The following is an 11,787-nucleotide window of genomic DNA, read 5'->3' as shown; positions in this document are numbered from 1 at the left end:
TCCCTACGCTATCGGTGTTGTCCATGGCCGTTTGGTGAGACAGCCTCGGCGCGAGGACGAAGCGATCGCCACGGTCAAGGCATTGCAAGCGGCGGGGTGGAACTACAGCGCCGGCCTCGCGCAAATCAATCGCGACAACTGGTCTCGTTACGGATTGACCGCGAGGACCGTCTGCGACGTCTGTCGGAACCTGAGCGTTGGTGCGGCTATTCTTCGGGCATGTTTTCGGCGGGCTCGCCCTATTCATGCCCATCCACAAGAGGCGTTGCGCGCTGCGCTGTCGTGCTATGCGAGCGGGAATTTCGTAACCGGTTTTCGCGTCGGATATGTGCGACGGATTACGGAAGCAGCGGCGTCGGGCGACACTTTCGTTCCTGCGCTGACGTCATCTGCAACGCCGATTCCGGTGATACGCGACCGTGTGACTGGGTCTAGGGCTGAGAGCCGCGGGCGCTCGACTCCTGTGTCTCCTCCATCCTCGAACCCGAACGACGATACAGCGCGAAGCCAAAATAACGGTGGAGTCGAAGGCAGTGCCGTTATTTTCTGAGCAAGGAAGGTGGAATTCGGCTGGATGGAGTGCATTATGAAATCTGTATTCCTAATTAGCATAAGCGACGTGAGACTGAGAAAAACGTGTGTTGCGTGGATCTCGTCGAATTGGCGCCGCATTGCAGTGCTCGGCGTGCTCGTCATGGCAACCCCTCCGGCATCTGCACAACTCAGTCAGGTCAATACCTTGCTGATCACTATTCAGAACACGTTGCTCGGTGTGGGCGGGGTGGTGTGTTCGATTTCCATCATCTGGGCCGGCTTCAAAATGATGTTTCAGCACGCCCGGTTTGGCGATATCGCGCATGTTTTCGTCGGTGGCCTTTTCGTTGGCTGCGCAACGGTCATTGCTGGCATGTTGATTCCGACGGCCTAACGTGAACACGGAGCTGATTGTGAACACACTCTCCGACCCCGTATTCAAAGGCTGCACGCGGCCAGCGATGCTATGGGGCGTTCCACTTGTACCGCTGTTGATGGTCGCTGGCGGCATGCTGATCCCGGCAATCTGGGTATTGATGGCGAGTGCGCCTTTGGGTGTCGCAATCGTACTGTTGATCGTTCCCGTGTTCGCGACGATGCGCATGATTACGCGTCAGGACGACCAACGTCTCGCTCAGCGCATGCTACGCGTGAAAATGAGACTGTGCCAGCGCAACCGGCGCTTCTGGGGCGCGCATGCCTATGCGCCGATCCGATTGAAGGCGCGAGGGTGACATGAGCACACCGTCGGCACACGCAACCCTCGTACCGCGCGAAGTGGTGCTCGCAGATTTCATCCCATTTTCGTCGCATGTCACGGACCGCGTGATTCGCACACGCGAGGGTGACTATATACAAATCTGGAAAATTCCCGGGATTGCATTCGAGACGGCCGATCCTGCCGATATTCTCGCGCGCCATGTCACCTTCAATCAGCTGGTGCGCAATCTGCCGGGTGGCCACGTCGCGCTATGGACGCATCGGCTGCGGCGGCGTACCGCGGACAGGTTCGAGACGACCTATCTCAACCGATTCTGTCAGGACTTAGCTGAGCGCTACTACGCGAGCTTTGCCGGTTACACGATGATGACCAACGAGCTCTACGTGAGCGCCGTATATCGTCCTCACCGGACGCGATTGGGGCGGCTGTTCAGCCGTGCAGCACGCCGTACAGTTGACGACATTCAGCGCGATCAGCAAGACGCATTGCGTGCGCTGGCCGATATCGCCGCGCAGATCGAGACTGGTCTCAAACCGTGGTCGCCATGCGCGCTCGGTGTGTATGAACGCCGCGATCCATTGACCAAGCGACTCTGTCGCTATTCCGCCGCGCTCGAGATGCTTGGTTACCTAGTCAACGGAACGTGGGAGGCGGTACCGGTTGGATACGGTCGAATTTGCGACACGTTACCAACCTCGCGCCTGTTCTTCCACCGTGAGAAGCTCGAGATCCGCACACCTACGCGCACCCGCTATGCGGCGTTGCTCGACCTGAAGGACTATCCGGAGCAAACCGAGCCAGGCATGCTCAATGGATTGCTCTACGGCGACTTCGAGTACATCGAAACGCAAAGCTTTACCGTGCTTGACCGTCCCAGTGCCAAGGAGGCGCTCGAGCGCCAGCGCAACCAACTGATTGCGGGAGATGACGTTGCTGTCTCGCAAATCGAGGCAATGGATCAGGCCGCGAACGATCTCGTCAATGGCGATTTTGTTTTGGGCGAGTACCACTACACGTTGGCTGTGCTGGGAGATACCTTGGATGAGGTAGTGCGGCATGTCGCCCAAGCACGAACGAAGCTTGCAGACGCCGGCTTCCAGAGTGCGCTCATTGATCTGGTCGCCGATGCTGCGTGGTTCGCGCAGTGCCCCGGCAACTGGCGATACCGACCGCGAGAGGCGAAGCTCACATCACGCAACTTTTGCGCGATGGCCAGTTTGCATAATTTCGCGACTGGAAAGCGAGAGGGTAATCCGTGGGGCGAAGCTATCACGATTGTCAAAACGCCCAGCGGGCAACCGCTCTATCTGAATTTTCACGCGACGCCCGAGAAAGTCGACTCAAACGACGAGAAGGCGCTTGCCAACACGCAGATCATCGGCCGAGCCGGTGCAGGCAAGACTGTGCTTGAACTGTTTCTGCTCGCGATGGCAATGAAGTACGGTGTGATGGGCGTGCTCTTCGACAAGGACCGAGGAGCGGAAATCGGGATTCGCGCCATGGGTGGTCAATACACGGTATTTCACCGTGGTGAGCCCACCGGCATGAACCCGTTCCAGTTGGAGGCGGACGAGGCGACACACAGTTTTTGGATGCGTCTCGTGTGCAAGCTGGTCGACAACGGAGTACCGCTGTCCGCGAAGGATGAGCTCGATATCTCTCGCGCGATCCGGGAGGTTGCACGCATGGATCGATCGCTGCGTCGGTTGTCCATGGTCAGGCAACTGTTGCCAAACGTTGGAGATAACAGTCTTCATGCGCGGCTTGCCAAATGGTGCGCCGGCGGGCGCCTCGGGTGGGTGCTCGATAACCCGGTTGACCGGATTGATCTAGATGCGCACCGATTGTTCGGTTTTGACGACACAGAACTGCTCGACGATCCGGAGGTATGTGCGCCACTGACGATGGTGCTGCTGCATCTGACCGAACGCCTGATCGATGGGCGGCGTTTCATCTATGTGATGACCGAGTTCTGGAAGCGCCTGCGCGACCCGGTGTTCAGCGAGTTTGCCAACGACAAGCAAAAGACCATTCGCAAGCAAAACGGCCTAGGTATTTTCGATACCCAGTCCCCTGCGGATGTGCTTAGCAGTCCAATCTCTCGTGCGCTTGTAGAGCAGACGGCTACATTTTTCTTCCTCCCCAACCCGAGCGCAGACCACGATGATTATGTCCACGGTTTCAAGCTGACCGAAGCAGAATTCAACATTGTGAGACGCATGGGTGAGCACAGCCGGCTGTTCTTGGTCAAGCAGGGTCATCGTTCGGCAATCGGGCGACTCGATCTCTCGGGAATGGGCGACGTGCTCGATGTCCTGTCGGGCACGTCAGACAATGTTGCGTTGCTCAATACGATCCGGGCCAAGGTCGGGGACGACCCCGATGTGTGGTTGCCGCGCTTTCATGATGCCCTGACTGCTCGCCGGCGCCAGACGAGTGCGTTTCAAACCGCATTGTCGAGCACCGCTACACACGCGCAAGGTGGTGTTCTATGAATGGCCTCTTCAGCGCGGTGGGCGGTACGCTCGAAAATGGTATGCACACGTACGTAAGCGATGCATCGTCTGCGTTGTCGTCCGCGTTAGTACCCGCGGCTACCACGGGAGTGGTGATCTGGGTTCTCGCGTATGGCATGGCAGTGATTCGCGGAGAGGCACACGAGCCGGTGCCGGCATTTGCGTGGCGAGGTATGAAAGTCGTCATCACGCTCGCGTTTGCGCTAAGTGCGGGGCTGTACCAGTCCCAGGTCGTCAGTGCCGTGAGCGAGACGACAACCGGCGTCGCCCAGGCAATTCAGACAGCAGCCGTTCGTACCGGCGCAGGAAATGTTGGATGCGGGTCAGTTGAACAAGCGAGCGAGGCAAGCGAGCATGCTGTGGGCATTTACCGGACGCTCGATTGCTATGATCGGCAGCTTAACCTCGTGGTCGACGCCTATTTCGACAAAGCGACCCATGAAGGTCTGAGCATGAGCGGCATCGTCGCAGGTATCGGCGACCTCGCTTGTGGTCTGGTTGCCGCCTTCGGGGGCGCAATCTTTCTGATGGTGCTCGGCGTCGAAGTGATGATGGCACGCATGCTGCTCGACCTCGTACTTGCGCTGGGTCCCATATTCATTGTGTGTGGAGCATTTAGTCCTACTGTTAGATTTTTCGAAGCATGGACTGCCAAGCTCGTGAACTATGCGCTGTTGCAAGTGTTGGTTGCGGCTTTTCTTGGTCTCGCGCTCGCGGCGTTCTCGGCCAACCTCGCACCGTTTCAAGTAACGACTGCTGATCCGGACGCTTCTGCCGATGCGTTGGCCGCTGCCGCCCGTCAAGCACTTCAAGCAAGCGCCCCGTGGGCGGCGGCTTTCGGCATGTTTGTTACATCTATGCTACTGGCGACGATTGGGTGGCAATTGCCGGCCGTGGCTTCGGGGCTTGCGGGCGGTGCGACTGTCTCAGGCTTTGGAGCGTTTGTCGCCGGCTACGCATCCAGACAGGCGGCCGGTGCGATGGCCTTCGCACTGCGCAGTGCAAACCGAAACGCGTCTTCCGGCGGTCGAATATCTAGGCCTGGCGCATTGGTGAGCACCGCCTCGCCGCATCCTCCAGCCTATCAACGGGCTGCACGCGAGCAGCTTGACCGTGCGCACGACTGAACAGGAAGCGAAGCCATGAAGCGATACCTATTCACGCATGTACTGATGTGCGCCATTGTCGCGGGCTCGGCGTCGTTTATTGAGCCGGCGAAAGCGGAAATCTATTCGGTCTATGACGAAAAGAACGTCGCCCAGGCGATCGCGATGGTCGGGCAGCTCAAACAACAAGTGCAGCAGGAGATGGCGTTGTACCGCTCAATGAGCGGCGCGCGCGGCTTTGGTGCGTTGCTGGATAGACCGGGGGTGGTTAATGCGTTGCCGGGCAATTGGCAACGCGTGTATGCAGCGATTCGCGAGGGAGGGTATGCCGGGTTGACTGGTCCGGCCCAGGCGCTGCGTGCGCAAAGCAAGCTCTACGACTGTGAAGATCAGCATGGCATCGATCAGCGAATTTGTCAGCGTGCATTAAACAAGCCATTTCAGGATAAGGCACTTGGCCTGCAGGCATATCAGACCGAGCTTGCCGAACTCGACCGGATTGAACGTCTGATGCGGCATATCGATACGACACGGGATCCGAAGGGTATCGCGGAGCTGCAAGCACGAATCCAGTCGGAGAGTGTGGCAGTCGGCAACGAAATGACGAAGTTGCAGATGTTCAAGATGCTCGCGGAAACCGAGGATCGCTTGATTGCCGAGCAGCAGACTGAACTGCTTCTTAAGCGAGCGGGCAACACGCGGCGACTTCAGGATCAGATGGTGCCGATCACGTTTGGTCGATAAGGAGAACTGCAATGACGCGACGCCGGATGATATGCGTGCTTATCGGGCTGAGCATGTCGATGTCCGGATGCAACGGTGTGCCGTCCAGGCTCGTGCTACCCGATGGAGCTCACCGCGTACCGGTCAATCAGCAACTGCCGGTGCCTCCGGGGGCGAACCTGCGGCTGGATGGAGCTTGTCCGTGAACGATCAAAGCGATTATCGGCGTGCGCTTGATTTTGAGGCGTCGCTCACCGCATTGCAGGCATGCTCCGAACGTCGCGCATGGCAAGTGGCGTTTGCCGCCGTTATTGTTGCGATCGGTTCGGTAGCGGCGCTTGCCGTGATGATGCCGTTTTATCGCGTGGTGCCGTTGCCTATCGAGGTGAACAAGCTCACCGGCGAGGCGCAATTCATCGAGGTGCTCGACGCAAAACACGTGCCGCTGCGTGAGATCGAAGATAAGCACTGGGTCGAAGTCTATGTACGCACTCGCGAGCGCTACGACTGGGGACTGTTGCAAATGGATTATGACCGTGTCCTGGATATGAGCGACGAATCGGTCGCGCGCGCATATCGTCAAATCTATAGCGGTCCGAACGCGTTGGATCAGCAACTGGGCGCGTCAGTTCAATACCGCACCCGAATAGTGTCGACGACGCTCGTGCCCGACGAGCCGGGACATGCTGTCGTGCATCTCGAGCGAACGGTGCGCAAGAACGGCATCGATACCGGTGAGCCAGCAAAGCGCTTTGTGATTACGCTCGCCTTTACCTACCGCCCCACGGTGCTGGTGCGGGAACGTTCGGCCATCGAAAATCCATTCGGCTTCAAGGTGACGGCGTACAGCCGAGATGCGGAGGATACGCCACCTGCTCCACAGCCCGGTGCAGGAGCTGGCCGATGAAGACGCTCGCGACCATGGCGATCCTGTTGGCGTGCTTTGCGGCGCAAGCAGTCGACGCACACGTCATGCCGGACTGGACGCACGATGCCAGGGTGCGCAAAGTGCGTTATGTGCCGGACGAAGTCGTGCGCATTATCGCGCAGCGCGGCTTTGCCACCCACGTCGAGCTGGATCCGACCGAGCACATTCTTGTGGTTGCGCCAGGGGACCGCGACGGTTGGTATGTGGTAGCCAATCGGGGAGACCATGACGTTTATCTGAAGCCGAAACTCGCCGCTCATGACACGAATCTGATTGTCCGGACCGATCGGCGCAGCTACAGCTTTGATCTTCTCGTTCTGCCCCTGAAAGCACGCTTTGGCAACGCGCACGAGATGTACCGGGTAAGTTTCGTGTATCCGGACACCGCTGCGTCGGATGCGTCTATTGCCGCGCGCTTGGCGTGTTTGCAGAAACGGCTGTCTCAGCCGTCCGTCGTGCGTAACGCCGCGTACTCGATGCAGGTCATGCCACATGCAGAGGATATCGCACCGTCCGCAGTATGGGACGACGGTCGCTTTACGTACATTCGAATCCCCAACAATCGTCGTATACCCGCGATCTTCCGAATCGAGGACGATGACACCGAACGCGTGGTGGACAAGCACATAGACCGTGATGTGGTGGTCGTCCATGAGCTTGCTCGCCGACTCGTGTTGCGTCTGGGCGATGAGGCGGTTGGTTTGTGGAACGACGCATTCGACATTGATGGCGTCGCGCCGCGGCACGGTGTGACGGTCGACGGCGTGCGCCGCACGCTGCGGAGTCGCGAACATGACTGAGGACACTTCGCCCAACGGCGCAGCGACGGACGACAGGATCCGTCGCAACAGCTCGGCAGATATGGATACAGATACGGGATCCGAATCGTCTGTCATGCTCGATCGCGGCATGCCCAGCCTGGATGGGTTCGGGCGACGATCGTTCATCAACTGGCTAGTACCGCTCGCGATCATTGTCCTTGCGCTAATAGGCGCGGTCTGGACAGTTCATGGTGTGCTCGCTCACCGAGACGAGGCTGCGCGTGCGCGCCGCAGTGCGCTCCATGCGCGAGGCGCACACGAAAAGGTGTTCGACGAGGTGCCGGCACTTGCCGAGCCTGCATCGGCTGCTGCTATGCCTATACCGGCGCCAGCACCGGCCGCGGTACAGCCTGCGCCGTCCAGTGATCGTGCTGCTCCGTTACGCAGCTACTACGACGCGCCGTTGCTTGCCGTGGGGGCCAGCAATGGGCAAATGGCAGACGCGAGCGAGAGTGAGTCAGCTTCCCCCAGTATTTTTCCCGTACATGCGGACCAGCAGCCGTCGAATGCGACTGCCGATATGGCCGAGGAGCGGGCGAAACCCTTCTCACAGCCACTGTCTCAGGTGCTCACGCCGACGCGCATGCCAAAGGTGATGGCAGCGTTTATTGGCAACCGCAGTTTGCTACTCGCTCAGGGCACGAAGATCGATTGCGCGGGCGACACCGCGTTCGATTCCACCCAGGCGGGTATATCGACTTGCACGGTCGCACGTAATGTCTATTCCGACGACGGGCGCGTGGTGCTGATCGAGCGCGGCTCGCAAATTAATTGCGAATATCGCGCGAATCTTGCGCCTGGGCAACGACGTGTATTTATTCTGTCAGCACGAATTGCTACGCCGCACGGGGTAGCCGTACAGATCGATTCACCGGTAGCCGACGCGCTGGGCCGCATGGGTATGGATGGATCGATCGAGAATCACTGGGGCGCGCGCGTGGGCGCGGCGATGATGCTCGGACTGAGCCACGATGCGATCGGTTATCTGGCCACGCGCGGGGGCAATGGCAACGGCACGATTGTCTACCAGAACACACAGGCGCAAGGCAGCGACATGGCCACACGCGTACTCGATCAGACCATCAATATTGCCCCGACGCTCAAGCAACATCAGGGTACCGAGTTTACGATTGTCCTTGCTCGCGATCTGGACTTCAGCTCGGTTTATGCACTGGAGCCGGAGGGGGTGCGATGAAGGCATGCAAGGCAACACTTCAGCCACAAACCGATCGCGTAGCCGAGACAATATCGGTATTGCCCGATGATGCGTCGGTGACGGAGCTGATGCGTTCGTTCGCACCGTTGCTCGCCGACGAAGCGGTAACGGAGCTCGTAATCAACCGACCGCAGCGTATTCTGACAGAGACCCATCGGGGGTGGCAGGCACACGATTTACCGGAGCTTGATTTCGAACGACTCATGGCGTTCGCCGTGGCGATTGCCACATTGACGAATCAGGGCGTCTCGACCGAGCATCCGCTGCTTTCCGCGCTATTACCGGATAACGCGCGCCTCCAACTCGTGGTGCCGCCCGTGGTTCCGCCGCGGACGGTATCGATCACGATCAGGCGCCCGAGCGCGGATGAAAAGACGCTTGAGTGCCATCGTGCCGATGGCATGTTTGAGGACACGGTTTGGCGACACGTTGACGGTCTCGGCAAGACAGGCCTAGCGTTGCGCGGAGCCGATCGGATGCTCGTCGAGCGGCTCGAAGCGCGTGATTTTTCCGCCTTCTTTGAAAGCGCCGTGCGAGCACGCCGCAATATTGTCATTGTCGGCAGCACGGGCTCCGGCAAGACGAGCTTTATGCGCAGCTTGTGCCGATACCTGAGCGCAACCGAGCGCATCGTGACGATCGAAGACGTACGCGAGCTGTTCATTCGGCATCTCGAAAACTGCGTCCATCTCCTCTATAGCAAAGGCGCTCAGGGGCGCGCACACATAACGCCTGCAGATTTGATTGCCTGCGCCATGCGCATGCGTCCCGACCGGGTGTTGCTTGCCGAGCTCCGCGGGGCGGAAGCGTACGACTTCCTGAAGCTTTTGACCACCGGGCACGCCGGCTCGATGACGAGTTTTCATGCGTCCAGTGCGGGCATTGCCATCGAGCGTTTTGCGCTCATGGCGAAGGAGCATCCCGAGGCAGCCGCCTGGGACATTGCTTCGCTCAAGCGTGTGCTGCGCTTGACCATCGACGTGATCGCTCACATGGAGGCGCAGCCCGTATTGGACTCACACGGTGTGCAGGTCGGCAAACGCTGGGCGATGACCGAAGTCTGGTTCGACCCGCGCGAGAAGGCTGCCATCGAGTTTGACCCAACCGAGAGGTGCTGCGATGCATGACATGTCCGGGACGCTTGCTCCAGTGTGGCGTGTGACGATTCTTACGCTTGCCATCACGATCGGGATATACGTCGGATTGGCCGCAGCCGAATGGTTAGCCTCGTGCATGCTATATGCAAGCATGCACCGCAATCCCATTCGCGCAAGCTGGTCAACGTGGCTTGATGCATTAGTGGCATGGTACGACGGCCGTTTTCCGAATATGGGGAGACGTGTGGCCGGTGCGGGCCTCATGGGGTTGCTTGTCGCCTTCGGCGGCCCTGCGCTTGCCGTGTATACGTGGCTGGAACAAGCAGGCCGCAGACCCTTGTATGGCGACGCGCGCTTTGCGAACGATGCGGAGATTCGTCGGGCGGGGCTGTTATGAGACAGATTGCACCCGCGAAGTCTCAACCGACGCTTGTGGTGGGCCGTTGGCGTGGCCGCTATCTGCGCTTTGCCGGTCAGCAATTCGTGCTACTTGCCGCGCCCGCTCGTTCAGGAAAGGGCGTGGGGATTGTGATCCCGAATCTGCTGAGCTATTCCGACTCCGTGGTCGTGCTTGATATCAAACAGGAAAATTTTCGTCTCACGGCAGGCTTTCGGCGCGCGCACGGACAAGCCGTGTACCTGTTCAATCCGTTTGCAGAAGATGGCTGCACGCACCGCTACAACCCGTTGTCGGTCATTGCAGACGACATGTTTCGCGTCGGCGACATTCTGGCGATCGGTTATGTGTTGTATCCGGCCGGCGGGCATGACGAATTCTGGAAAGACCAGGCACGCAACCTTCTGTTGGGACTGGTCCTGCTGCTGTGCGATTTGCGTGAGGCGCGTCGTGCTGGCGCGAGCGGGGTGCCCGACTACCCGATCACAATGGGCGAGGTATTGCGGCAATCGTCGGGAAATGGTCAGCCGGTCAAAACCTACTTGAACCGGATGCTTATACAGCATCGACAGTACTTGAGCCGCGCCTGTATTGATGCACTGAATCGATTCCTCGCGAATGACGACAAGGTCCTGGCGAGCATTCTGGCCACTTTTAATGCGCCACTGACGATCTGGGCCAACCCGATTGTTGACGCGGCGACGAGCGCGAACGACTTTGATCTGCGAGACGTCAGACGCCGCAAGATGTCCGTATATCTTGGCGTGACGCCCGATCACTTAAGTGAGGCGGCGATACTGATGAATCTGATGTTCTCGCAGCTCGTGAATCTGAACACGAAGGAGTTGGCAGAGGACAATCCGGCATTGAAGTATCAATGCCTGCTGCTGCTCGACGAGATGACGGCAATCGGAAAAATCCAGATTATCGCGCGTGCGGTGGCCTATATGGCGGGCTACAACCTGCGCCTACTCTCGATCGTGCAGTCCGACTCGCAGCTCGAGTCTGTGTATGGCCGAGCTGACGCGAGGACCATTGTCACGAATCATGCGATGCAGATTCTTTTCGCCCCGCGCGAACAGAAGGACGCCAATGCCTACTCCGAGATGCTCGGCACGCGCACGGAGCGATCGCGCACCACGAGCCGATCGAATGGCATGTTCGGTGCGCGCGGCGGTGCGAGCGAGAGCTTTTCCGATCAACGTCGTGCGCTGATGTTGCCGCAGGAGATCAAGGAGCTCGCGCGCGACAAGGAAATCATTCTTCTCGAAAATACCAAGCCGATTTTGGCAGACCGGATCTGCTATTGGCGCGATCGTGCATTTACTTCACGGGTAATGGACGCGCCAGCGGTGCCTGCACTCGATCTCGTGAGATTTGGTGCACAAATCGAGCAGCGGCTGCGCGAACTGAGCGATGACGACGTCGATGAACAGACGGGCGAGCTGACGCATGTGCGAGCGGACTATCTGGAACTTGTACACGCCTGGGATCCGCGCGAGCTGCCGCAGGCGCTGGACAATGTCAGTTGCGAGGAGGCAGCCGCGTATGTGGATCGGCATTTCACGCTGCTGGGCGTGCCGGCCGAGGACGTAGCGCGCGCCGGACGTCGGTTGGCGCGCGGCGAAGATGGCATGACTGATACTGAGACGGGCGCGCGCAAGCGCGACCCGAGCCCCGTCGTCCCGGGCAAGTGGTGGTGTTCAATGAGCGTTGCATATATCAGTG

12 protein-coding genes are annotated in these 11,787 nt (G+C 59.1%); all 12 read left to right on the top strand.

Translation table 11 applies throughout. The features are described 5' to 3' along the window. A partial coding sequence (locus JMF90_RS08255; RefSeq protein ID WP_201325034.1) for a lytic transglycosylase domain-containing protein occupies positions 1-550 on the top strand: 550 nt, incomplete at its 5' end. A 24-nt stretch (positions 551-574) separates the two neighbouring features. Continuing rightward, positions 575-928: a TrbC/VirB2 family protein gene (locus JMF90_RS08250; RefSeq protein WP_041489429.1), complete on the top strand. Its 354-nt coding sequence runs from the start codon at positions 575-577 to the stop codon at positions 926-928. Between the two features lie 19 nt (positions 929-947). Beyond that, entirely contained in the window at positions 948-1,268 is a 321-nt protein-coding gene (locus JMF90_RS08245; protein ID WP_011694467.1) for a type IV secretion system protein VirB3, read from the top strand. 1 nt (position 1,269) lies between these two features. Next, a complete protein-coding gene (locus JMF90_RS08240; RefSeq protein ID WP_011548476.1) occupies positions 1,270-3,750 on the top strand; it encodes a VirB4 family type IV secretion/conjugal transfer ATPase in 2,481 nt (826 codons plus the stop codon). Continuing rightward, on the top strand, positions 3,747-4,898 hold the full coding sequence (locus JMF90_RS08235; RefSeq protein WP_011548475.1) for a type IV secretion system protein: 1,152 nt from the start codon (positions 3,747-3,749) through the stop codon (positions 4,896-4,898). Before JMF90_RS08240 ends, JMF90_RS08235 begins: the two co-directional genes overlap by 4 nt. Positions 4,899-4,913: 15 nt before the next feature. Beyond that, positions 4,914-5,621 (top strand): P-type DNA transfer protein VirB5, encoded by a 708-nt coding sequence (gene virB5 / locus JMF90_RS08230; RefSeq protein WP_011694468.1) that lies wholly within the window; start codon positions 4,914-4,916, stop codon positions 5,619-5,621. 181 nt (positions 5,622-5,802) lie between these two features. Then, entirely contained in the window at positions 5,803-6,507 is a 705-nt protein-coding gene (locus JMF90_RS08225; protein WP_011548474.1) for a virB8 family protein, read from the top strand. Next, entirely contained in the window at positions 6,504-7,328 is an 825-nt protein-coding gene (locus tag JMF90_RS08220; RefSeq protein WP_011548473.1) for a TrbG/VirB9 family P-type conjugative transfer protein, read from the top strand. The genes JMF90_RS08225 and JMF90_RS08220 overlap by 4 nt, the downstream gene beginning before the upstream one ends. After that, positions 7,321-8,544, top strand: coding sequence for a type IV secretion system protein VirB10 (gene virB10 / locus JMF90_RS08215; RefSeq protein WP_011548472.1), 1,224 nt, complete (start codon positions 7,321-7,323; stop codon positions 8,542-8,544). The genes JMF90_RS08220 and virB10 overlap by 8 nt, the downstream gene beginning before the upstream one ends. Continuing rightward, positions 8,541-9,692: a P-type DNA transfer ATPase VirB11 gene (gene virB11 / locus JMF90_RS08210; RefSeq protein ID WP_041489428.1), complete on the top strand. Its 1,152-nt coding sequence runs from the start codon at positions 8,541-8,543 to the stop codon at positions 9,690-9,692. Before virB10 ends, virB11 begins: the two co-directional genes overlap by 4 nt. Next, positions 9,685-10,059 (top strand): hypothetical protein, encoded by a 375-nt coding sequence (locus JMF90_RS08205; RefSeq protein WP_226292393.1) that lies wholly within the window; start codon positions 9,685-9,687, stop codon positions 10,057-10,059. Before virB11 ends, JMF90_RS08205 begins: the two co-directional genes overlap by 8 nt. After that, positions 10,056-11,787, top strand: a 1,732-nt coding sequence (locus JMF90_RS08200) for a type IV secretory system conjugative DNA transfer family protein (protein ID WP_201325033.1), incomplete at its 3' end; no start/stop codon positions are given. The genes JMF90_RS08205 and JMF90_RS08200, both read left to right, overlap by 4 nt.

It is taken from the genome of Burkholderia sp. E168m23 (genome assembly GCF_016586125.1).
GTDB classification, from domain to species: domain Bacteria; phylum Pseudomonadota; class Gammaproteobacteria; order Burkholderiales; family Burkholderiaceae; genus Burkholderia; species Burkholderia orbicola.
This window is presented reverse-complemented; position numbering and strand designations above follow the sequence as displayed.

What these genes read in the sequence shown, in the direction of transcription:
- JMF90_RS08220 (WP_011548473.1), top strand. Translation starts at nt 6,504, where the DNA reads ATGAAGACGCTCGCGACCATGGCGATCCTGTTGGCGTGCTTTGCGGCG.
- JMF90_RS08205 (WP_226292393.1), top strand. Translation starts at nt 9,685, where the DNA reads ATGCATGACATGTCCGGGACGCTTGCTCCAGTGTGGCGTGTGACGATT.
- JMF90_RS08240 (WP_011548476.1), top strand. Translation starts at nt 1,270, where the DNA reads ATGAGCACACCGTCGGCACACGCAACCCTCGTACCGCGCGAAGTGGTG.
- JMF90_RS08235 (WP_011548475.1), top strand. Translation starts at nt 3,747, where the DNA reads ATGAATGGCCTCTTCAGCGCGGTGGGCGGTACGCTCGAAAATGGTATG.
- JMF90_RS08250 (WP_041489429.1), top strand. Translation starts at nt 575, where the DNA reads ATGGAGTGCATTATGAAATCTGTATTCCTAATTAGCATAAGCGACGTG.
- virB10 (WP_011548472.1), top strand. Translation starts at nt 7,321, where the DNA reads ATGACTGAGGACACTTCGCCCAACGGCGCAGCGACGGACGACAGGATC.
- virB11 (WP_041489428.1), top strand. Translation starts at nt 8,541, where the DNA reads ATGAAGGCATGCAAGGCAACACTTCAGCCACAAACCGATCGCGTAGCC.
- virB5 (WP_011694468.1), top strand. Translation starts at nt 4,914, where the DNA reads ATGAAGCGATACCTATTCACGCATGTACTGATGTGCGCCATTGTCGCG.